At 45.2% G+C, this 21605-nt stretch carries 19 protein-coding genes; 13 read left to right on the top strand and 6 right to left on the bottom strand.

Annotated features, from left to right (window positions below):
* Position 1: 1 nt before the first annotated feature.
* The 9 genes from DRJ53_RS06015 (at position 2) to DRJ53_RS06055 (ending at position 12344) form a co-directional block, all read left to right on the top strand.
* The gene (locus tag DRJ53_RS06015) at positions 2–763 is read left to right on the top strand and encodes an AglZ/HisF2 family acetamidino modification protein (protein WP_114234688.1); all 762 of its coding nucleotides are present in this window, start codon (positions 2–4) and stop codon (positions 761–763) included.
* 143 nt (positions 764–906) lie between these two features.
* Positions 907–2292 (top strand): hypothetical protein, encoded by a 1386-nt coding sequence (locus tag DRJ53_RS06020; protein ID WP_114234689.1) that lies wholly within the window; start codon positions 907–909, stop codon positions 2290–2292.
* Positions 2293–2677: 385 nt separating this feature from the next.
* Complete coding sequence (locus DRJ53_RS06025; RefSeq protein ID WP_114234690.1) at positions 2678–4159, top strand: lipopolysaccharide biosynthesis protein; 1482 nt, start codon at positions 2678–2680, stop codon at positions 4157–4159.
* A 118-nt stretch (positions 4160–4277) separates the two neighbouring features.
* Positions 4278–5603 (top strand): hypothetical protein, encoded by a 1326-nt coding sequence (locus tag DRJ53_RS06030; protein WP_123893389.1) that lies wholly within the window; start codon positions 4278–4280, stop codon positions 5601–5603.
* Positions 5604–5676: 73 nt separating this feature from the next.
* Complete coding sequence (locus tag DRJ53_RS06035; RefSeq protein WP_114234692.1) at positions 5677–6963, top strand: glycosyltransferase; 1287 nt, start codon at positions 5677–5679, stop codon at positions 6961–6963.
* A gap of 78 nt (positions 6964–7041) precedes the next feature.
* A complete protein-coding gene (locus tag DRJ53_RS06040; protein ID WP_114234693.1) occupies positions 7042–8136 on the top strand; it encodes a glycosyltransferase family 4 protein in 1095 nt (364 codons plus the stop codon).
* A 72-nt stretch (positions 8137–8208) separates the two neighbouring features.
* On the top strand, positions 8209–8967 hold the full coding sequence (locus DRJ53_RS06045; RefSeq protein ID WP_114234694.1) for a WecB/TagA/CpsF family glycosyltransferase: 759 nt from the start codon (positions 8209–8211) through the stop codon (positions 8965–8967).
* A 310-nt stretch (positions 8968–9277) separates the two neighbouring features.
* Positions 9278–10684 carry an undecaprenyl-phosphate glucose phosphotransferase gene (locus DRJ53_RS06050; protein ID WP_114234695.1) on the top strand — a complete coding sequence of 469 codons (1407 nt, stop codon included), beginning with the start codon at positions 9278–9280 and terminating at the stop codon, positions 10682–10684.
* Between the two features lie 19 nt (positions 10685–10703).
* Positions 10704–12344 carry a capsule assembly Wzi family protein gene (locus DRJ53_RS06055; RefSeq protein WP_114234696.1) on the top strand — a complete coding sequence of 547 codons (1641 nt, stop codon included), beginning with the start codon at positions 10704–10706 and terminating at the stop codon, positions 12342–12344.
* A gap of 160 nt (positions 12345–12504) precedes the next feature.
* On the opposite strand, the gene DRJ53_RS06060 is transcribed toward DRJ53_RS06055, so the two are convergent.
* A complete protein-coding gene (locus DRJ53_RS06060; RefSeq protein WP_114234697.1) occupies positions 12505–13143 on the bottom strand; it encodes a DNA-3-methyladenine glycosylase family protein in 639 nt (212 codons plus the stop codon).
* 29 nt (positions 13144–13172) lie between these two features.
* Between DRJ53_RS06060 and DRJ53_RS06065 the strand changes: the two genes are divergently transcribed.
* Positions 13173–13706: a hypothetical protein gene (locus DRJ53_RS06065; RefSeq protein WP_114234698.1), complete on the top strand. Its 534-nt coding sequence runs from the start codon at positions 13173–13175 to the stop codon at positions 13704–13706.
* A gap of 183 nt (positions 13707–13889) precedes the next feature.
* Here DRJ53_RS06065 and DRJ53_RS06070 read toward each other — a convergent pair whose 3' ends face one another.
* The 5 genes from DRJ53_RS06070 to DRJ53_RS06090 form a co-directional block, all read right to left on the bottom strand.
* On the bottom strand, positions 13890–14663 hold the full coding sequence (locus tag DRJ53_RS06070) for an enoyl-CoA hydratase/isomerase family protein (RefSeq protein ID WP_114234777.1): 774 nt from the start codon (positions 14661–14663) through the stop codon (positions 13890–13892).
* Between the two features lie 115 nt (positions 14664–14778).
* Entirely contained in the window at positions 14779–16851 is a 2073-nt protein-coding gene (paaZ, locus tag DRJ53_RS06075) for a phenylacetic acid degradation bifunctional protein PaaZ (RefSeq protein WP_241558469.1), read from the bottom strand.
* Between the two features lie 165 nt (positions 16852–17016).
* Positions 17017–17577 carry a TlpA family protein disulfide reductase gene (locus tag DRJ53_RS06080; protein ID WP_123893391.1) on the bottom strand — a complete coding sequence of 187 codons (561 nt, stop codon included), beginning with the start codon at positions 17575–17577 and terminating at the stop codon, positions 17017–17019.
* A gap of 163 nt (positions 17578–17740) precedes the next feature.
* Positions 17741–18223, bottom strand: a complete 483-nt coding sequence (locus DRJ53_RS06085; protein WP_155523194.1) for a hypothetical protein — start codon at positions 18221–18223, stop codon at positions 17741–17743.
* 233 nt (positions 18224–18456) lie between these two features.
* Positions 18457–19044 (bottom strand): adenylate kinase, encoded by a 588-nt coding sequence (locus tag DRJ53_RS06090; protein WP_114234701.1) that lies wholly within the window; start codon positions 19042–19044, stop codon positions 18457–18459.
* 244 nt (positions 19045–19288) lie between these two features.
* On the opposite strand from DRJ53_RS06090, the gene msrB reads away from it, so the two are divergent.
* The 3 genes from msrB to DRJ53_RS06105 all read left to right on the top strand — a co-directional run bounded on the left by msrB (position 19289) and on the right by DRJ53_RS06105 (position 21477).
* Complete coding sequence (gene msrB / locus DRJ53_RS06095) at positions 19289–19840, top strand: peptide-methionine (R)-S-oxide reductase MsrB (RefSeq protein WP_114234702.1); 552 nt, start codon at positions 19289–19291, stop codon at positions 19838–19840.
* Positions 19841–20103: 263 nt separating this feature from the next.
* Positions 20104–20664 carry an NUMOD4 domain-containing protein gene (locus tag DRJ53_RS06100; protein WP_114234703.1) on the top strand — a complete coding sequence of 187 codons (561 nt, stop codon included), beginning with the start codon at positions 20104–20106 and terminating at the stop codon, positions 20662–20664.
* A 144-nt stretch (positions 20665–20808) separates the two neighbouring features.
* A complete protein-coding gene (locus DRJ53_RS06105; RefSeq protein WP_114234704.1) occupies positions 20809–21477 on the top strand; it encodes a DUF2461 domain-containing protein in 669 nt (222 codons plus the stop codon).
* Positions 21478–21605 lie beyond the last annotated feature (128 nt).

Below are 21605 nucleotides of genomic sequence, written 5' to 3' on the forward strand. Positions count from 1 at the left end.
CATGCTGAAAACAAGAGTTATCCCCTGCCTGCAGTTGATCGGTGAAGGCCTGGTGAAAACTATAAAGTTCAAGAATCCTTCTTACATTGGCGACCCCATAAATACAGTGAGGATTTTCAATGAGCTTGAAGTAGATGAACTTTGCTTTTTGGATATTAGAGCATCACAGGAAAATCGACAGCCTCCGTTTGAAATGCTGCAACAAATTGCCAACGAATGCTTTATGCCTTTATCTTATGGTGGCGGACTGAAAGATTTTGAAGCTGCAAAAAGAATCATGTCCATTGGCTTTGAAAAGCTGGTGATCAATACCCAGGCATGGAGGCAAACAGATTTGATCACAAAATTGTCCGGGCATTTCGGGGCGCAGGCAGTTGTAGGTTCTATAGATGTGAAAAAAAATTTCTTAGGAAAGTATCAAGTATACATAAATGATGGCGTAGATAAAATCGATATGGATGTTGTGACTTGGGCTAAAAAGTTAGAATCGGCAGGTGCTGGCGAAATTTTGCTTACATCTATGGATAAGGATGGTACCTGGAGCGGATTTGATGTAGATCTTACCAAAAAGGTTGCTGACGCCGTTACGGTGCCAGTTATTGCAAACGGAGGCGCTGGTTCCTTGGCGCACATCAGTGAGGTGGTAAAAAAGGGTAATGCTTCAGCAGTTTGTTTGGGAAGTATGGTGGTGTATCAACAAAAAGGGATGGGCGTATTGGTGAACTTTCCGGATAAGATAAAACTGGCTTCAGCTTTAGCGTAAATACTATGAGTACTATCTTTTTCATTACTACTTTTTTTTACGCGATCATACTTGTTTTTATATCCACACGGTTATCAAGGATTGGTAGTGATAATCATTTTTATGTATTTTATATCCAAGCCATAAGAAACAATGGCCATAAAATGATCAAAAGCTTTGATAGCTTTTTAAATAAGTCGGAGCCAACAGATCCGCAGTTCTTTTTTTGGCTATTATCCTGGTTTCCTGATTCTGCAATCAAATACGTCGCAGTATTATTAAACAGTACTCTTTCAGTAGCATTAGGAATAAGTTTTTACGTAGCCTTACGCAGCACTAATTATTCATCATATGCAGATATTATTTACATAGCTTTTCTTTTCACGCCCATATACTTTTTGGGAAGTAATTCGAGACTATACGGACTTTCAGCAAGAGGATTCGGTCTTTTTTTGTTTTTTCTCCTTTCATGGTCAGTATTCAATCTGGAGTTGTATGGTTTCAATGTAGGTTGGTTCGGAATAGCGTTAGTCTGCGGTTTTTTGATCTGGGGAAGTAACCTGTTTGCTCAACAGGCTTTTGTTGGATTTGGTATTTTGCTTTTAATACAAGGGTACAATTGGATGGCCATACTATTAATTATTTCTACTCTCCTTTTTCTTATCATTTGTCAGGGTTATGCAGTCCGATTTTTTAAAAATAGATACAGGTATCTTCTTATATATAAGAATGTTCTTGCAAAAAAATTATTATTACAAAGTAGGGAAAGCGTGTGGGGTGATTTTATTTATGGATTTTGGAATAAGAAAGATCGCTCTATAGGAGCCCAGCTATACTACATCCTTGCAAACCCGATTATACAAGCATTAATCTATTTGCCGTTGTTGCCTATCATTTTTATTGAAACCGCAACTACACGAGATAGTTTTTACACATCATCATTGTTATCAAGTAGTCAGCTTAAAGTTTTATTAGCATTCATTATAGCGGGAATTGTGTGTTTTATAATTACTTCATTTAGAGGAACAAGATTTCTCGGCGAACCTGAAAGATATCTTGAGATCATCAACCCTTTTATTTTATTGGTTGGTTCTAGTGTGTTATTCAAATGGGGTGGCGAAAGAGCATTAATGATCTATGCAATTATCGTGAGTGCTTTTTCAATTTTCCAACTCCTAATGTTTATAAAAGGAATTTCTAGAGCCTCAAACAGAGTTTTTTCAGATACCAGTTCAGTTGTAAATGCAATACAACAACATGCTTTAGATAAAGAAGTGCGGCTTTTTTCAAATAACCAAGATTGGATGAAATTTTATCTGCCTCATAATTTTAAAATGGTATACTACTACCCAACTCAGGAGAAAATAGCAGACTTTGATTTGGATGAGGTTATGCCAAACTTTACAATTATTAAGGATAGTTATATCGAAAGGGTCATGTACTATTATAGTGTAAATTATTGTGTAATTGATAAAAAATATGTTTCTATCCCTATATCAGGTAAGGTATTATATGAAGATCGAGCTTCACTTTTGATTTACAGGCATTAACATTAACTCCTTTCTGTCGTGCAGCAATTCAGCGAAGCGTTGAGTTCAAAAAATATGGTAGTAAGATTGCTTTCGTTTGTAATTTTTAAGCCATTATGCAGATAAAGCAATGTTTAGAAGATAATTAGGGACCAGCTTTTATGAAATGATTCAACGTTATGTGATTTAAAACTCAAACAAGTTAATAAGATGTGTGCAGGCTAATTATAACCAAGCTTGGGAAAAATAGACGGAAGCATTTATAAGTAAGCGGCTCATATTGTTATCTTTTTTCAAAAGGAAAAACTGATGCAAGTGACTATAACTAAATTCCACTTTAATTTGGTATGGTTAGGTAGCAACACCATTTACTTATAAAGTCCTTGAAAACTTCTAAATTGAATTTATGATGAGTTGGGTGAGGTCCCTGTTGAAGGATTCACTTGTATATGGTATTGGGTTTGGTGTATCGCGTTTTTTGCAAATCATCGTTTTACCATTAATTGCGCATGCCTTAAATCTGGCGGAATATGGATACTATTCCAATTTTGTAATTTTTTATAGTATAGCCGGTGGGGTATTTGTACTTGGGCTGGATAGCTCAGTGGCCAGATTTATATTTGATTCTGAAGATAGAGATTACCACCGAAAACTCTTTTCTGTAAGTTTTTTTTGTCTTTTACTGGCAAGTGTACTCTTTGCAGGAGCATGTTCGTTTTATCCTGACACGGTGATAAGTTTAATCAACATTCCTCAAAGTTACGCTGCTTCTTTGCCATATGTGTTGTTCATTATTCCATGCATAGTGTTGAACAACTTTTTTATGGCATGGTTCAAATGGAAAAAACAGAAATTAAAGTTTCTTACAAATATTATTGGTACTGTACTTTTTCTTCTTTTGCCACTTGTATTTGCAAAGAGAATCAGCTTCATCTACATCTTTCAAACCATCTTCGTAGGCCAACTTATTGTTGTAATTGTTTCAACAGTACTAGCCCGGGACTATATCCGCTTTTTTTTTGACAGCCATCTTCTTGGTGTTTTGTTGAAGTATGGTTTCCCATGGATGCTTGTATATGTATTTGGCTTGTCACGAGCTTACATCGACCGATTTTTTTTAACCCATTACCTCAATGACGACTCTTATGGCGTTTATAATTTTTCTATCCGTTTAGCTACTTTTTTGGCATTAATAACAACTGCATTTGATATGTCGTTTGGCCCACTGGCATTCAGCATCTGGAAAAAGGAAAACGCTCCTGTTTTCTTTGCTAAATTGCAGACTGTTTATACGTTTTTTATTAGTGCATTCGCTTGTTTTATTGTAGTACTATCTCCCTTCATTGTGCAAATTTTAGGTGGAGACAAGTTTAATGGCGCGGAAAAAATATTACCATTTCTTTTGTTTTCTGCCATACCTCTTAGCTTAATTAATTTTAGTAATCTTGGAATAAACTATGCTAAAAAATCATTTTTAAGTACCATAACATTAGTTATTGGATTTAGCATTGTCCTATTGTTAAATTTTTTGTTGACACCAAGTTACTTGCAATATGGTGCTGTAAACGCCTCTCTTATAGGGCATTTATTCATAATAATTTCCGGGTACTATTTCTCAAAGCGATTTTACAAAATAGATTTTCACTTTGCTAAAGACGGTTCATCTTTCCTTGTTTTTTTAGGATTGTCACTGCTATTTGTTAAATTCAGTATCAATGAAAACTTATATTTAGATATAATATTAAAGGCTATTATCCTAGTAGTAATTATGCTACTAATTGCATCATTAATATTTCCAACAGAAATCAGAAAGTCATTTTCATTTTTATCGAATATTCGTCGAACAAAATTTCGTATTGAGGGGTCGGTTATTTCTGAAAAGTTGTAGTTACCCATTTTTTCGGGTGAAAAGGATAGTGAAGCGGGATGCAAAGCAATAGAAGTATAAAAGTGATGGCGGCTGTAACAATAATATTGGATTTCAGCAGCAGAAGGAAACTAGGGCAATGAGATTTTCTAAAATTACAATGCGAAAAGTACTTCTGTTTCTTGTAACATTTTGGGTTGTCATGTATAGTAATTCCCGAATGTTGGAAGGGGTAATGAATTATCAAATTGTACATTTATTTCCGATTCCACGTGTAGTCAGGATAGTTGAGCTAGTATTTTTGAATTTTCTTTTTTTCCTTGCATTTACCACAAGAATGTGCAAAAGGGTGTGGCTAATTAGTATTGGGACTGTTATATACATACTCTTGGCAATTTTCAATTTATTTTTTAGTGGGAATTTAAGTATAGATGGAGTTCAGGATATATATATAAGAGCAGCGCCTTTTTTATTATTTACGATAGTAGTACAGGGACAAGTTGCGAGTAGGAATGAAATTATTTTTATTGTAAAATTTTTTAGTATTGTTCTCCTACTTAATATACTTGCATTTCTGTTCTTGCAATTACCTAAGGGGTTTCACGAAGACCATTATGCCGGCATATTTGAAGATGCCCATTTATTTTGCAATGTATTATTGATTTTTTCAGCTACGCTTTTTTACGACTATTTGAGAAGCAGAAAGAAAATCTTCTTTGCGCTTTCTTTTACATTGCTGTTGATTTCGTTTTTTCCAAGCAATGAAAAAGTCATCGCTCTTACTTTGCTTATTTTCCTGCTTTTATATATAGAGAATCTTTTAGGTAGACAAAAAATTCTAGGTAAGATCGGCATCATTCTTTGTATTTTTCTAATAAGCTTCGGAGCGTTTAAGTATATCGAGAACAAAGATGGGGGTGAATTGTGGGTAAGGGCTCAAGCCATGTATGACATGTTTGGAATCGAAAATATTGGGCCTGTAATTGCTTGGCCAATGGCATTTCATGAAATTCAAGAATCTTCTTATTCGTTCTTGTTTGGTTTAGGAGCAGGAGAATATGGCTGGATTGCTGCCAGCAGGAATGTAATGGAGGGAAAAGGTTCGGTTCATTCTAAATTATTTGAACTTGAATTTTCGCTTGATAACGTCAATAATGCAGGTTATTTATTTCGAACGAATACATGGAGCTCTTTATTGGCTGAGTATGGTATATTAGGTTTCTTAGTTTTTATTTGCGTTTTCTTTTCAATTATACGGGGAGTTTGGCAATTTCAAACACAAGACCGGCTCGAAAGAAACCTTCAATTTGCATTTTATTTCACCTTGATCATAATAATATATCAGGGATTTTTCACTCCTTATTCTAATTGGAGCGTATCAGTTTTAATGTTCCCAACCATGTATCTGGCTGCTTATTTTCACCAAAAGCGAAAGTTAACTGAGCGTTCTGTGCAAATTGGTTGAAATTGTAGCAAACTGATTTGTAAAGGACCTTTCGTGTTTACATGTACAATAATAAATTATAGAGATCTGCTTTATGGGCGACATTCGATCCGTATTTATTGGCAACTTCTCTTTGTCGGCAGAACGAAAGGTATTCGGTCTGAAAAACTACGCAAAGTTTTATAATGAGCTTGCTGCCGAGTCTAAGACCGGCACACTTAGCGTTTTCGCTGGTTATATATTACCAGGTGATCCAGGATTCGATTTTTCATTTGAGCAGCCGTTATCCGATAAAATTAACTTTACGCTTTCCCGCGGGAACTCAACTGATACGGGATTATTTCAATTTCTGCTAAACAACATTCTTCTTTTTATAAAACTTACCCGCTTTTGTTTTAAGAGAGGAAACTATTTCATTTTTCTTCCATCTCCCGTCGGTGTTTGGAGTATTTTAATTTTAACCCTTTTTCGAAGAGCTAGTACGTTAGGTATTTATATTGGCGGACATTATGGAAGAGAGCAGTCTGTAGAAAAAAGAAAGGGCAATATCAAACGAACAATAAAAAAGCTGGCGGCAATATTAGTAGATAAATTGGTGATTTATGCAATAAATAGGTCGGACTATGTTATAACATCTTCATACGAGTACCATCACGATTATAAAAATACTGGAAAGGTATTTTTAACGCCGCCCATGTTAAACGTGCAGGAAAGTGATTTGAATATTTCAATGCAGGGCCATGAAAAATGTATCACCTTTTGTGGAGAGTTGCGGCATGCAAAAGGGGTAGTTGATCTATTGAAAGCATTTGTGCAATTGGTAAATAAACGACAACTAACAGGTTACAAATTGAAAATAATTGGTTCGGGTCAGGCATTGGGCGAACTAGTTCATTTGGCTGAGATAAATGGTATAAGCCATCTGGTAACTTTTTGCGGTCAAATAAAACAGCAGAGCCAATTAAAGGAACAACTTGCTACTGCAACAATATTTGTTCTGCCTTCTTATAGTGAAGGTTTTCCGCGGGTAGCATACGAAAGCTTTACTTTAGGAGTGCCAACCATTTTGACGCCTGTGGGCGGTATACCATTTCTTGCTAAAGACAAAGAGCATTGTTTGTTTGCAGAACCTGGCAATGTCGATGATCTGGCCAACAAGATTTCATTGCTGCTAAATGATGAAGGCCTTCGTTCCAAGCTTTCAATTCATGCCAGGAATTTAATGACGCAGGAGATTTTCCCAAGGATTAAATCGCATGTTTCTTTGTCTCGAATGATTTTGGCAAAGATGGATAGCTTAAACCATGTAGGAGAAGCAGGTACTGCAGCGTTTAACAAAGACAGTGGCGAGCAGAAATTGTCCTTGTCAAAGGCACCTTAATGGGTTTAAAAGGGGCGTAAACTAGCACCATTAGCAAACCTCAGTTTTGCCTATTTAGGATAATTCACTTCTGAAAAAATGACCATTCTATTTCTTACTATCGAATATAATTTTTGCTGCGGTATTTCACGTAGTATTCATTCCCTTTCAGCAGAATTGGTAAGCAGAGGTTACCGGATTATTATTGGTGCACCAGGGGGTACGATGATTTCCGCGGTGGAAGCCTTAGGAATTGAAATCGTTCCCATGCCCATTTTGCCAGAAAAGAAAAGGTTGGGGGATTTGCTGGAAATAATTCGAATCATTAGGAAAACGGTTACAGAAAAGCAGGTTGATTTAGTTCATTCGCACCATCGTTTGCCGGAGATGCTTGTAAAGTTTGCGCTGTTAGGTAGCAAGGTGCCAACAGTTGCTACTGTTCATGCGTTGGTAGGCGGGAAAAAGCTGCTTAGTTTCAGGTCGGATAAGTTGTTTGCAGTAAGTAATGCTATTGTTGAAATGTTGACCTGCGATTTTTCCATTTCTAAAGATCGAATTGAACTGATTAGAAACATACCCCGGACGCTTAAGGAGCCATCAACTGATAAGGTAAATGAGATGAAGACAGCGTTGGGCATTACCCAAGGCGATTTTGTTATTTGTGGTGTGGGACGGCTCCATCAAGAAAAGGGCTTCGACCTATTGGTGCAGGCAATCCGCCACCTGCAACATCTACCCATCAAACTGCTATTGGTTGGCAACGGCCCTGAAAAGGAGCATTTAAAAAACTACGTTGAAAAGCATGAGCTAAAAGTTAGCTTTTTGAATGAAGTAAAGGAAGTTGAACTGATTTATAGTATTGCAGATTTGGTAGTGGTGCCTTCGCGCCTGGAGTCAGCAGGACTGGTAGCTATTGAGGCCTCTGCTTTTTCAAAACCGGTGATAGCAACTAATGTGGGCGGCCTGGTCGAAACTATTCAACAGGGAAAAACCGGGATTTTGATACCCCCAGAATCGCCAAAAAAGTTAACCGAAGCCATTCAATACCTATACAATAATCGTGAGGAAAGGGTTAATCTTGGCAATGCACTAAATTATTCGGTTAGGGAAAAATACAACAGTACCGAAATTGTGAACCAGGTGGAATTGGTGTATCGCACATTAAAGAGAGACAGGCAAATTGCCAGAGTATGATATTGAAACTTTAAACTAAAAAGCATTTAAACCGAGCTGAGATTTAAAAGCGAACAGTAACTGTATGAGCGAATGGAAATAAAAAAAACTAGATTATTAGATATCGATATTTCTCAGATTACTTTGGACGAAACCATCTATGCCATCACTGGCTTCCTAGGAGAAAAAAGAACTGCCCCTGCTTTAATCAACAATGTAAATGTTCACGCATTTTTCCTGAGCTTCAGCAATGACGTTTTCCGGAAAGTGCTCAATCATTCTGATATTGTTTTTTGCGATGGGTTTGGTGTAAAATTGGCGGCGAAAATATTGAGGGTAGATATTGGTGAGCGAATGACCCCGCCAGACTGGATTGATAGGTTATTTGAGGAATGTGCCATCAATGGGTTTAGCATTTACTTTTTAGGCGATGAAGAACCTGTAGGTAAGCGGTTTGTAGATTGTGTACAACAGCGCCATCCTAAGTTAAGAATAGTAGGATACCACCATGGCTTTTTTGACAAATCCGGAAAGAGCAACAGGCAACTGGTTGAAACAATTAACGCTTCTGGTACGCATTTGCTTGTTACGGGAATGGGAATGCCCATACAGGAAATATGGGCTGCGGAAAACCAAGCATATTTAGGAGTCAATGCTGTCCTTGCCACCGGCGCATTATTTCGCTGGTATGTTGGCGAAGAAAAGCGGGGCCCGCGAATGATGACCGACAACGGCTTTGAGTGGTTGTGGCGATTTTTTGTACAACCTAGGAAAGTTTGGAAAAGATACGTGGTGGAATTGCCATACTTTTTCGGAGTGGTAATCGCAAAATGGGCCAAGTCGTGGTTTTAAGCTGAAAAGAGTGGGTTTAATGAATATATCCTCCCTGGAAGGCGGAAGAAGATTAATAAAAAAAAAGTTCCAAAGCGTGCAACGATTTTAACTACCTATCAGTCAATCCACTGAATATTAGGTTTACGGCTAAGCATTACTATATTCGCAAGGAAATTGTGTTGTTTAAGTGCTGGTGGAGATGTAGATTGCCTTTTGAATCTGCTTTTTGGGAAAATTGATATCGACGGCCTATTTAAAGAAGATGATTGTATTCTGTTAAGGATTACCATTGTTCAACCGAACCAAAACTAAAAATTGACATCATCCTATGCAAAGAGTATCTGACCAGTCCACTCATTTGAGGATATTGGCTGATGTGGTGGCGCTATCCTTAATCACATTATTTGTGGAGCATAAGCTCATGGGAAGCGGCTTCCATTTTTTTTCAGCCTACAACCTGCTTATCCTTTTATTAAATCTAACCTGTTGGTTTGTTTCAGCCCGTACAATGGGGCTGTATGTCGATTTCAGGTCGCGGGCCTTTTCCGTTGAGCTAGTCGCTTTTATCAAGGCCACATTGCTTTATACACTAATTACTTCTTTTATTTTACTTCAGTTTTTACAGCAGTATCCCTTTCACCGGAAAGAACTTCTTTGGATTAGTTGTATCGTTTTTTTTGTGTTTCCACTACAAAAGCTTGTCATACGGCTCACGTTGAAAAAATTAAATAACACAGAGCAAAACGTTCGCAAAGTACTGATAGTAGGTGCTGGCGACGCCGGCCAGGATTTTTACAAGCAATGCATCAAAAACCGCCATTTCGGTTACAAACTCACCGGTTTTGTAGATGAAGAAGCCCAACCCACATTAAACGGGAAATATTTAGGCAAAACAACAGAACTCGATAAAGTACTTGCCAAACACGAGCTTGACGATATTGTAGTAGCCCTTCCAGCCGGCGAAGAAAGCCAGATCGAACGCATTGTTTCCATCGGCGAAAAAGAAGGCAAGCGCATCCGCATCATTCCCAGCTACCAACGCTACAACAGTGGCCGCATGCATGTAGAGCAGGTAGGTGTCAACATGCCCATCATTACCCTGCGGTCGTTGCCACTGGACGTTATCGACAATAAAATCGTCAAGCGCATTTTCGACGTTGTTTTTTCACTACTTGTTATTGTGTGTGTGTTTCCCTGGTTACTGCCCATCATTGCTATAGCCATCAAGCTCAGTTCCAAAGGCCCCGTATTTTTCCGGCAGGAGCGCTGGGGGCTGAATAATAAAGTCATCACCTGCTTGAAATTTCGCTCCATGCAAAGCTGCAGCCGCGATCTGGATGAACAGGGCAATTACCTGCAGGCCTGCAAAAACGATCCGAGGGTCACTAGGGTGGGCGCATTTTTACGCAAGACCAACCTCGACGAACTGCCACAGTTCTTCAATGTACTGCTCGGCTCGATGTCGGTGGTAGGCCCTCGGCCACACCCGGTGCCACTGAACATGGCTTCTAAAAACAGCGTTAACCGTTATATGATGCGCCATTGGGTAAAACCCGGCATCACCGGTTGGGCGCAGGTAAATGGCTTCCGGGGCGAAACCCGTGTGCCTTACCTGATGGAAAAAAGAGTGGAGCATGATGTTTGGTACATTGAAAATTGGACCTTCTGGCTCGACCTGCAAATTGTTGTACAAACCCTGACGAACATGATCAAAGGGGAAAAGAACGCATTCTGATTCCCTGACCCTTATCGACATGAAGAAATTGTTGTTACTGAACCTGCTTCTGGCAGGTTCATTTGTTCATAGCCAATCCCTGCCCGTTGGAACACCCTTACTCGAGGAGGCGCTGCGGCGTAACCAACTCGATGGCCGGCTTGATTCCAATCTTTCCTTTATGGTTCGGCCAATTATCGCGAACAGTCTGATGCCTTTCGATTCGCTTTATTACCCCGATGGATTGGCACATCATGTTCCGCTACAAAAAGGTAAACTGTCCCTTCGTTTGTTGCCAACAAGCCTTGGCCAGCAAATCAACACCCACCATCCATACGGCTGGAACGACGGCGCCATGATCCAGGCAAAAGGCTACCAGCTAAAAGCCTCGGCCGGCATATATGCCCGTTGGGGCCGCGTTAGCCTGCAGCTGCAACCCGAACTGGTATGGGCGCAAAACGCATCGTTCGCAACCTTTCCCACTTCGCATACCGACAGCACCTGGCGCAACTATTACTATTTTCTTAACCGCATCGACAACCCGGAACGCTATGGCAGCGGCAGCTATGCCAAAGCTTTTGCGGGTCAATCGGCGCTGCGGGTGCATTTTGGTAAATTTTCCGCTGGCCTTTCCACCGAAAACCTTTGGTGGGGACCGGGCATCCGGAACGCACTGCTGATGAGCAACAACGCACCGGGTTTTTTGCATGCCACATTCAATACTACCACACCGGTTATCACACGGATTGGTTCGTTTGAAGGGCAAATAATTGCCGGAAGGCTGCGTGCCACCAACATATTGCCGCCCGATACAGGCCGCACATTTGAAGGCACCCGGCTGTACCAGCCCAAGCCGGCAGATGGCGACCGGTACATTAATGGCGCGGTGCTCACCTGGCAACCCCGTTGGACCAAAGGCTTGTTTCTGGGTGTAAGCCGGATGTTTTATCAATACAGCAACGACGTGTCCAATACGCTGGATGGATACCTGCCACTGGTAGGCGGCTTTTTTAAAAAGAAAGTGCGGGATGAAGACCGATATGGCCGCGACCAGTTATTTTCCCTTTTTGCACGCCTGCTGCTGCCCGAAAGCAAAGCCGAGTTTTACGTGGAATGGGGCCGTAACGACCATGCGTTGGATTTAGTGGACCTCGTAGGGGAACCGGAACATACCCGTGCTTACACGCTGGGTGGCCGAAAAATATTTACGGGTACCAAAGGAAAGCAATGGGAATTGTTTGGCGAAATGACCCACCTGCAGAACCCGGCCACCGGCTATGTGCGGGCACTGGAAGGCTGGTACACACACTACCAGGTGCGGCATGGTTATACACATCGGGGGCAGGTGCTCGGTGCAGGCATTGGACCCGGAGGCAGCAGCCAAACGCTGGGCATCAGCCGGTGGAAAGGTGTTGCTAAAACAGGGCTGTACTTGGAGCGGGTAGTGCGGCACAATGATTTTACGCTGCAAAATTTTGCACCCTCCAGAAAGTTTGATGTGCACTGGGTGGATCTATCGCTGAACGGCACCAAAAGTTGGGTGCGGGGCAATTTCCTGTTCAACGCCCAATTGTCATTGGTTCGCTCCATCAATTACCAATGGCGCTATATCCGCGAAACCCAAGGCTCCAAATTCGCCAACAATATCTACGCTGGGTTTTCTGCAGCCTATAGGTTTTAAGGGAAACGTGAAAAGTCAAACGTCGACGGTGAATGGTGACTGGGCTATGTTGCATCATCTACAGGTTTGTTATTTATTCTAACCGAAAAAAGCCGGCCTTAAACATTTCACGTTTGACGTTTCACGGAACCTCTATTCACCTTTGCCCATTCATCCCACCTTACCGCAGCGCCACCTTACTCTTCCGCCTGCTCAGGTAATAATGCCACAGCATCATCGTTGCCACCGACCGGTAAGGACGCCAGGGCTCGGCAAGCTCCAGCATCGTCTCCTTTGAAACGGATTTATCCAAGCCTTTTATTTCCCGCAGGGCCAGCACCAGGGCCAGGTCGCCCAGCGGGAAAATATCGGTGCGGCGCAGGGCATGCAGCAGGTAAATATCTGCCGTCCAGGGCCCAATACCTTTAAGCTTGGTCAACTCATGTCGCACCTGCTCATCGGGCATCGTTTCAAATTGCGACAACACCATCTGGCCGCTGTAAATGGCAGTGGCCAGGCCCCGCACATAACCCGTTTTTTGTCGGGTAAAATAACATTCCCGCATTTCTGCATCGCTCATGGCCAGGATTTTTTCCGGCGTGGGCTCGCCGATGGCGGCCTCCAGTTTGGTGTATGCCGCAAATGCCGCCTGCAGCGAAACCTGCTGCTCTAAAATAGTGAGCACCAGTGTGGCAAATGTGTTGGGCCGCGTCCAGAGCGGTGGCATGCCATACTCTTCCACAATCCTCCTCAGATCCTCGTCGATGCTGCAAAGCTGTTGCACCAGCGCTTCGTAATTGCTTTTATCAAACTGCTCCATTATTTTTCCCGCCTAAATTGGTGGCAAAGATGAACCGCTTCTTTATCTTTCTCGGCATTTTATTACAAACAACGGCTTGGGGCCAGCAGTCACAGCCGGTGGTGTCGCTGGCGGGCATCGGTGCCATCAAGCTGGGCATGAAAAAAGAGGCACTCGACAAGCTGCTGCCTGCGCCGGTGCAGTTAAAAAACCTGTTGCAATCGGAGTGGGAGCCCGACACAGTGCAGGTGCAACTGGCAGGTGTTGACTACCAGCTGGTGTTGAATAAAAGTGTAGATGAAAGGGATAAAAGCGCCATTGTGGTGTATGCCGTGCACAGCCGTAATAGCCAACTCAAAACCCGCTCCGGTGTGGGAATGGGCGACGATAAGCTAAAAATTGTAAGCACCTACGAAAATTATATGCTGCAACTGGCGCCGGAGTATGATGCGGAAAGCGGTGCCAAGATCAAAGGAAAATCCACCATCATGCTCTATGGCGATGACACACCGGCCATGATCGTGTTTGAGCTGGAAGGGGGCAAGGTCGTCGGTTTTTGGGTGGCCTATGCCGAAGGCTGCTGATAAAAATAATTATTGCGTACATGGTTAGAAGTTTAGGGATTTAGAAGTGTAGATGATACAATTGGGTTGGGCATCGCAATAAACTTCTAAACCACTAAACTTCTAAACATTATTGTGTTCATTTACAAGAACAGTATATGTATCTAAAAGCGGCAAACACTGCAACGAATTGGCGCTCTTTATTTACGCTTTTACCCGCAACTTATTGATGGCCTCCTGTGTAAACCGGCTCAACACCAGCCGGCCACTGATCTCGGCCCGCTGCGGCAATAGTTCGTTCCAGTGCTCGGTGCCGCTCCAAAACATTTTTTTCATTTCAGCCATGGCTTCGGGATTACTTTGCGCCAACTGGTTGGCCAGCCTGCTGATGGATTCGTCCATGCCCTCCACGGTGGGGTGCACTTCGGCAAACAAGCCTTTCTTTTTAGCCCAGTCGCTGTTGCGCCACATGGTAGCGTCAATGGCCAGTTGTGCAAAAGCCGAAGTTCCAATTTTCCGTTCCACCGCCGGCCCAATTACAAACGGCCCGATGCCAATGGCTAGCTCGCTTAGCCGCACATCGGCGCCGTCTACGGCAATGGCATAATCGGCCGCCGCCGCCAGCCCCACGCCGCCACCCACGCAGCGGCCATGAACCCGTGCAATGACCAGTTTGGAAATGCTGCGAATGGCATTAATGACATGGGCAAAACCGCTGAAAAATTGGAAACCTTTTTGCGCATCGGTGATGGCCGAGAGCTCGCTGAACGATGCCCCGGCACAAAACGCTTTTTCGCCCCCCGACCGCAACACAATAACTTTTGTTGCTGCATCTCCGCCACAGGCATGTATTTCATGCGCCAGCCCATCGAGCAGGCGGCGCGGCAGCGAGTTGCCCTGCGGGTGAAAAAATTCGATGGTGGTAATTCCCTGGTGGGTTTCGGAGGTTACATATCCGTTGTCAAAATCGGGGATCATATGGCGCAAGTTTTCGTTTTGATACGCTGGGTTTAAATTAGGCAACAATAAGCGGAGCCACAAGGTTGTGCGGCTATCTATTTAAAAATAAAAAGGCTGTGCCGCACCAACTGGGCTAACTGCGTTTGCGTACCATCGTTAGAATGGTGCCCGCCGCCACGTGTTCGCCGGTTTCGTCCAGCACCTCCACCAGCCATTTTACAATTCCCCGGGGTATTTCGCCTTCCTCGCGGTTGTCTTGCGGCAGCTTTTCTTTACAGGTAAACCGCACCCGGATGGCTGCGCCGGGGTAAACAGGTTTGGTAAAACGCAATTCGTCGATGCCATAATTCAGCAGCACCGGTCCCGGGTCAGGGCCATCAACGAACAAGCCTGCAGCGGCACTGAGTATAAAATAGCCATGCGCCACCTGCCCTTCGAACATGGTGCCGCTAAAATCCGTGTCGCGTTGGTGTGCATAAAAATGATCACCGCTCAGATCGGCAAAGCGGTCAATATCATCGGCGGTGATGGTGCGCTGTTGGGTGATCAGCTGGTCGCCCACTGACAGGTCCTCAAAATATTTGCGGAAAAGGTGTTCGCTGCCCACATTGCCCCGTGCACCGGTTTGATAAGTGCCGGTAATGGCCGTCAGCACGTTGGGCGAACCCTGCACCGCCACCCGTTGCAGGTAATGTTTTACGCCCCGCAGGCCGCCCATTTCCTCGCCACCGCCAGCCCTGCCGGGGCCGCCATGCACCAGCATGGGCAGCGGCGAACCGTGGCCGGTGCTTTCCGCCGCACATTCCCCATTGAGCACCAGTATGCGGCCGTGGTGTGTGGCGGCGCCTACCACAAAATCGGTAGCCTCGCGGTTATCGGCCGTAACAATAGAGCAGCACAGCGAGCCCTTGCCCATTTTGCTCAGTGCAATGGCTTCGTCCAAATCTTTATAAGGCATTAATGTACTTACAGGGCCAAAACATTCCACTTCATGCACGGCTTTACTTTCCAGCGGGTGTTCGTTCAGCAGCAGCAGCGGCGAAATAAATGCGCCCTGCTTCGGGTCGGCATCCAACAGTTCCACACTGTCCAGCGAGCCATAAATAATCCCCGATGTGGCCAGTAGCCGCTGCACATTTTGGCGCAGCCGCTCCCTTTGTGCCAAGCCTGCCAGTGCACCCATCCGCACCTTTTCGTTGTGCGGGTTGCCAATGGTGGTTTGCGCCAGCGCCTGCCGTAGCGCCGCGGATGCCGCTTCCAGCAAATGCTCGGGCACAAATATGCGGCGCACCGCGGTACATTTTTGTCCGGCTTTTGATGTTATTTCCCTGCGCACTTCTTTAATAAAAAGATCCCACTCCGCAGTTCCGGGACCGGCGTTTTGTCCCAATATTAACGCATTGAGCGAATCGGCTTCCATGGTAAAAGGCACGCTTTCCTGCACGATGCGCGGATGTGTTTTTAACCCAATTCCGGTTTGGTGCGAGCCGGTAAACGTAACCACATCCTGTGCGGTTACGCCATCGAGCAAACTGCCGGGTGCACCGCAAAGAATTTGCAAAGCGCCATCGGGCAATATGCCGCTGTCAATAATTTCTTTGGCCACGGCCTGCGCCAAATAGGAGCCATATGGCGATGGCTTCACCACTGCAGGCATGCCCGCCAGCCAGTTGACGGCGCATTTTTCCAGCATACCCCATACGGGAAAATTATAGGCGTTGATGTGCACCGCCACGCCTTCGCGGGGCACCAGCAGGTGGTGGGCCATAAAAGTGCCCCCTTTGCCCAAAGCGACGGGGTCGCCATCGGTGCAATAGGGCAGGTCGGGCAGCTTGCGGCGTAGGGATGCGTTGGCAAACAGGTTGCCGATGCCGCCTTCAATATCGATCCAGCTATCCCCTCGGGTAGCACCCGTGTGGTAGGAGAGTTGGTAAAAGCTTTCTTTTTTGCTTTGCAGGTGCAGCGCCAGTGCTTTCAGCCTGCGGCCCCGTTCGTGAAAAGTGAGTTTGCGCAGGGCAGGATTGCCCACCGTGCGGGCCCAATGCAGTGCCGCTTCCGTATCAATGCCTTCGGTATCGGCAAGGGCGATGGGCTCGGAGGTTACGGCATCGAGCAGCAGCTCGCCATCGCCGGTGCCCGTTTGCCAGCGGCCGCAAACGTAGTTGGCTATTTTGCCCACGCGGGTGGAAGTAATCAAGGGTGTCATGTTGCAATCGTTAAGAGGGGAAAGTTAGGAAAAATAAGGCGCCGCATGAAAGCGGCAAACGGCTGTCATAACGCGGCGCCAGGGAATAAAAATGTGTTGGTGCAACCAATTAACCCATTAAAGTTCAACTGCAGGTTTGTGCCCTGAACCATTAAAGCAGTGTTGCTATTGCAGCAACCGGTCGATCGCATTTTCATTTTCTTCCAATAGCGTGTACGGCCGGTCGGCGTTGTACTGCACCAGGTTTCCTGCCTTATCAATCAGCACATAGTGTGGAATGGCATCAACCTTATATGCCTTACAAGCCGGGTTTCGGTCCCATCCTTCGGCCAGCAGGTTGATGCCGGTCAACCCTAATTTTTGCACAGCCGACTTCCATTCTTTTTCAGCTACATCCACGCAAACATTTAAAAACACAACATCCTTGTTTTTATACCGGTTGTGCAACTGGGGTATATAATTTTTGATGTCGTTAATACAGGGGCCGCAATAAACGCCCCAAAAGTCGAGGTACACCACTTTTCCCCTGAAGTCGCTGAGCGATACATCTTTTCCTTCCCTATTTTTTAAAGTAAAAGCAGGTGCGGGGTTGCCGGGCCGCAGCCGTTGCATGTGGGTATAATATTGGTCCAGTGTATCCCGGAAAGCGGCCGTTTTTATTTGCGGTGCAAAGGTTCGATACGCTTCTTCCACAGCTGTAAAGTCATAGGAGCTGAAGCCGGACATGATGGCTTTGGCCAAATACCAATCTAGCACTACCGGTGCGCCGGAAAAATATAAATCAAATTTTGCCCCTCACGCATTGCTGCGGCAAGTGATTGCCACTGTGTGGAAGCAGCAATCATTTATTTTATTGCTGCTGCGCCGCGCAATAACGGGCAGCGCTGGTTCAGGCTTCGGTTGTTACCACGGCACCAAACTGCCGCAGGTGGTGCACTGCATGTTTGTAGGTAAACAGTACGTTGCCTTCGTAATCGAGGTTGCCAAAAAACGGGTTGAGTGTAGTGAGGTTGGGGTTGGCGGCAAACACCGCAAAAAAATGCTGTAATTCTTCCTCCAGGTTATCAATCGCTTCTTCCATGGTGGTAAACCTGGGCGGCGCCGGCGACTGCGGCACCATCGGGTTGGGTATGTTTTCGCGCAGCGGTTGGTTGCTTTTTAAAAACGCCTGCATCTTCGGCAGGTCGGCTTCGGGGGTAAACAGGCGGGGCGCCGGCAACCGGCCCGACGATAAGCGTACCGCATCGCTAAAATGCTCGATCATTTGCTGCAAATTCATTTTGCCCCATTGTGGCGGCGTGTGGTGCGGAATGCTGCGCAGCAGCGGGATAAACTGCTGTTGCAAAAACCGGATTTTATGGGAAAGGCTCATGGTGGGTGGTTTTGAAGTCCGAAGTCCGAAGTCCGAAGTCCGAAGTCCGAAGTCCGAAGTCCGAAGTCCGAAGTCCGAAGTCCGAAGTCCGAAGTCCGAAGTCCGAAGTCCGGAAAAGTTCAGCCTTTGAAGATACTGCCGAAAAAGAAAAATCCCACAGGCTAACACCTGCAGGATTCTAGAAAATTAAGTACACGTCTTCGGTCTTCCGACATCCGTCTTCCAACTACACCCTACACCGCCGAGGCAGCTTCTTTTTCAATAGAAGCAGAAAGGGCGTTGAAGATATCGTCGATCGAGCCTTCGCCTTTAATAGCCTCAAAACGGCCAAGGGCTTTATAGTGCTCGGCCACCGGTTCGGTTTCGGCTTTATATACCGCAAAGCGTTTGCGGATAACGGCCTCGTCGGTATCGTCGGTGCGGCCCGATGTTTCGCCGCGTTTCAGCAGGCGTTGCACCAGCTCTTCTTCCGATACTTCGAGGGCAATTACTTTGGTGATGCTTGTTTTGCGCAGCGCCAGCAGCTTGTCCAGCGCCTGGGCCTGTGCTTCGGTACGCGGAAAGCCATCGAACAGAAAACCTTTTGCACTGCTATTTTGTTCCAACATGGTGTCGATCATGCCGATCACTACCTCGTCGGGTACCAGTTGTCCTTTGTCGATGAAATTTTTGGCTTCGGTGCCGAGGGGCGTTTTTGCTGCAATTTCGGCCCGCAGCAGGTTGCCGGTAGAAAGGTGCACCAATCCAAATTTTTCTACAACTCTTTCCGATTGGGTTCCCTTGCCGCTGCCGGGAGGTCCGAACAGTATCAAATTAAACATAAGCGCTAAAAATGCTGTTGAGACAAAGATAGGGAACCGGGCAGAGAATTCAGGTTGCGATTTGGCGCCCCGGTTTGGTAAAAAACAACAGTGTGCCGTTTTCTTTAAATAAACATCAATGCAGCCGTCGGTTTATTGAAGGTATTTGCAATGCGGGCCGATATGCAGCGGTGCAGGGAACAGGAAGCATTCTTTAACAAACCAAACTTTTAGCACCTGCGTACATTTGTAACAACTTACCAATATGAAACAGCTGTTCTTACTGTGCATACTGGCCCTGGCGCTGCAAAGCTGCACCCAGGCGCAATCGTCAAAACAAAATGCCATGAGCGTACAACCTTCCAAAAACCCGGTTTACTCCAATACCGACACTTCGAAAGTAGAGCTGAGCAACGATGAGTGGCGCAAGATTCTGCCCACAGAAATGTACCAGATAGCCCGGCAAAAAGGTACCGAACGGCCTTGGACCTCGAAGTTTGAAAACTTTAAGGAAGTGGGCACTTATTACTGCGCGGCTTGCGGCAATGCGTTGTTTAAAAGCGACACCAAGTTCGACAGCGGTTGCGGCTGGCCTTCGTTTTACGAGCCAGTTGGCAAAGGCAATATTATTTACACCCCCGACCACTCGCATGGCATGACACGCACCGAAGTGCAGTGCGGCCGCTGTAAGGCGCATTTGGGCCATGTGTTTGATGACGGCCCACCGCCCACCGGCCTGCGTTATTGCATCAACGGTGTGATCCTCGATTTTAAAAAAGCAGAGGCTGCCAAAAAGAATTTCGAGCAAAAGCAGTAGGCTTTTGCGTTCATTTTTATTGTAAAAAAATTACGGCTACTGCATACTGTTGGGTTGGTTTAACAACGCCCCGGTTTGCAGTAGCCGTTTGCTTAACCCAACCATTAACCGAAAATTGCGCAAACCCGCAACAATAGCGGCTCGGCAGTTGTTGTAAAACCTTTTACAGGCTACGCAACGGCACGAAATTTATATTATTATTATACTGGATTTGGGCATGTTGCCTGCACCCTTTTTTAGTTCACCTTTAAATTGTGAACATCATGATCAAGAAATTACCGGGAGAGGTTTGGAAAACAATGAAGTTCAGTGGCAGCGCCGCTTTGCGCAACCGGTATGCAGTATCATCGCATGGCCGGATAGCTAGCTTTAAAGACGATGTGCTGGAGGATGGAAAGTTGCTCAACGGTTCCATCACCACCGGCTACCGCACTTTAAACCTGCACCGCCCCGACAACAAGGGCACCCTGTACATTCACCGCGAACTGGCCAAGCTGTTTTTACCCAAAACATCGCCGAAGCATAAGTATGTGATCCATAAAAATCACGACAAGCTGGACAACAGTGTAAAAAACCTGAAGTGGGCTACGCTGGAAGAGATGATTGCCCACCAACAAAAAAGCCCCGCAAAAATGGCCTACAAAGAGCGGCAGGCCAACCGCACCGTGGGCCTGAAACTAACGGCAGCGCAGGTGCGCAAAATCAAGGACATTTTGAACAGCGAACGGCGCAAGCTTACCATCAAACAACTTGCCGACAAGTACGCAGTGAGCGAAATGACCCTTTACCGCATCAAAAGCGGCGAGAATTGGGGAAGCGTGTAGGGAGAGAGGGTTGGTAGTTGATAGAATTGCTTCGCCAATCGAAATAATTTTTTGAAGCATGCAATAAGTGCATGCTTTTTTCATTGGCAACTACCAACTACCAACTACCAACTACCAACTACCAACTACCAACTAAATTTGCCCATGCTTGAACCTCAAACCCTGCGATTCCTTTCGGGGCTGGAACTGAACAACAATAAGCCCTGGTTCGACAACAACCGCCCCGCATACGAAGCTGCACGCATCGACTTTCAAAATTTTATACAACTGGTCATCGACGACCTGCAACGCACCGATGCTACCATTGCCGGTATAGCGGCCCGAGATTGTCTGTTTCGCATCAACCGCGATGTGCGTTTTGCCAAAGACAAACGGCCCTATAAAAGCAACATGGGCGCTTCCATAAAACGGGGTGGCAAAAAGTCGCCGTTTGCAGGCTATTATTTTCACCTGGAGCCGGGCAAAAGCTTTGTGGGCGGCGGATTGTGGATGCCCGAAGCAGCACAGCTAAAAGCAGTGCGGCAGGAAATTGATTACTGTTGGGACGAGTTCAAATCTTTAGTGGAAGCGCCCGACTTCAAACAAACTTTTGGCGACCTCTGGCGCAGCCCCGAAACCGAACTGGTAACCACACCCAAAGGCTACGAAAAAGACCACCCGGCCATTTCGTATTTAAAGTTCAAAAGCTTTATTGCCGAAACGCCTGTTTCCGACGCCGAGTTGACATCAGCAGCATTGCACAAAAAAACCGTAGCAGTGTTTAAAACCTTGCACCCGCTTATTTGTTTCATTAACCGGACAGTGGAGGCGTGAGGGTAACGAGAATTGTGAAAGGTGAAACGTGAATGGTCAATGGTGAATGGTGAGTTATTGGCGTCAGACGTCAAACGTCAAACGTCAAAAAGGAAATGGCGGTTGATAAGTGTATCGATTGGTAAAAC

The organism is Paracnuella aquatica (assembly GCF_003332885.2).
Lineage (GTDB): Bacteria > Bacteroidota > Bacteroidia > Chitinophagales > Chitinophagaceae > Flavisolibacter > Flavisolibacter aquaticus.

Excerpts from the sequence above, each read along its gene's own strand:
- DRJ53_RS06015 (WP_114234688.1), top strand. The coding sequence starts at position 2 with ATGCTGAAAACAAGAGTTATCCCCTGCCTGCAGTTGATCGGTGAAGGC.
- DRJ53_RS06020 (WP_114234689.1), top strand. The coding sequence starts at position 907 with ATGATCAAAAGCTTTGATAGCTTTTTAAATAAGTCGGAGCCAACAGAT.
- DRJ53_RS06025 (WP_114234690.1), top strand. The coding sequence starts at position 2,678 with ATGATGAGTTGGGTGAGGTCCCTGTTGAAGGATTCACTTGTATATGGT.
- DRJ53_RS06030 (WP_123893389.1), top strand. The coding sequence starts at position 4,278 with ATGAGATTTTCTAAAATTACAATGCGAAAAGTACTTCTGTTTCTTGTA.
- DRJ53_RS06035 (WP_114234692.1), top strand. The coding sequence starts at position 5,677 with ATGGGCGACATTCGATCCGTATTTATTGGCAACTTCTCTTTGTCGGCA.
- DRJ53_RS06040 (WP_114234693.1), top strand. The coding sequence starts at position 7,042 with ATGACCATTCTATTTCTTACTATCGAATATAATTTTTGCTGCGGTATT.
- DRJ53_RS06045 (WP_114234694.1), top strand. The coding sequence starts at position 8,209 with ATGGAAATAAAAAAAACTAGATTATTAGATATCGATATTTCTCAGATT.
- DRJ53_RS06050 (WP_114234695.1), top strand. The coding sequence starts at position 9,278 with ATGCAAAGAGTATCTGACCAGTCCACTCATTTGAGGATATTGGCTGAT.
- DRJ53_RS06055 (WP_114234696.1), top strand. The coding sequence starts at position 10,704 with ATGAAGAAATTGTTGTTACTGAACCTGCTTCTGGCAGGTTCATTTGTT.
- DRJ53_RS06060 (WP_114234697.1), bottom strand. The coding sequence starts at position 13,143 with ATGGAGCAGTTTGATAAAAGCAATTACGAAGCGCTGGTGCAACAGCTT.
- DRJ53_RS06065 (WP_114234698.1), top strand. The coding sequence starts at position 13,173 with ATGAACCGCTTCTTTATCTTTCTCGGCATTTTATTACAAACAACGGCT.
- DRJ53_RS06070 (WP_114234777.1), bottom strand. The coding sequence starts at position 14,663 with ATGATCCCCGATTTTGACAACGGATATGTAACCTCCGAAACCCACCAG.
- paaZ (WP_241558469.1), bottom strand. The coding sequence starts at position 16,851 with ATGACACCCTTGATTACTTCCACCCGCGTGGGCAAAATAGCCAACTAC.
- DRJ53_RS06080 (WP_123893391.1), bottom strand. The coding sequence starts at position 17,577 with ATGTCCGGCTTCAGCTCCTATGACTTTACAGCTGTGGAAGAAGCGTAT.
- DRJ53_RS06085 (WP_155523194.1), bottom strand. The coding sequence starts at position 18,223 with ATGAGCCTTTCCCATAAAATCCGGTTTTTGCAACAGCAGTTTATCCCG.
- DRJ53_RS06090 (WP_114234701.1), bottom strand. The coding sequence starts at position 19,044 with ATGTTTAATTTGATACTGTTCGGACCTCCCGGCAGCGGCAAGGGAACC.
- msrB (WP_114234702.1), top strand. The coding sequence starts at position 19,289 with ATGAAACAGCTGTTCTTACTGTGCATACTGGCCCTGGCGCTGCAAAGC.
- DRJ53_RS06100 (WP_114234703.1), top strand. The coding sequence starts at position 20,104 with ATGATCAAGAAATTACCGGGAGAGGTTTGGAAAACAATGAAGTTCAGT.
- DRJ53_RS06105 (WP_114234704.1), top strand. The coding sequence starts at position 20,809 with ATGCTTGAACCTCAAACCCTGCGATTCCTTTCGGGGCTGGAACTGAAC.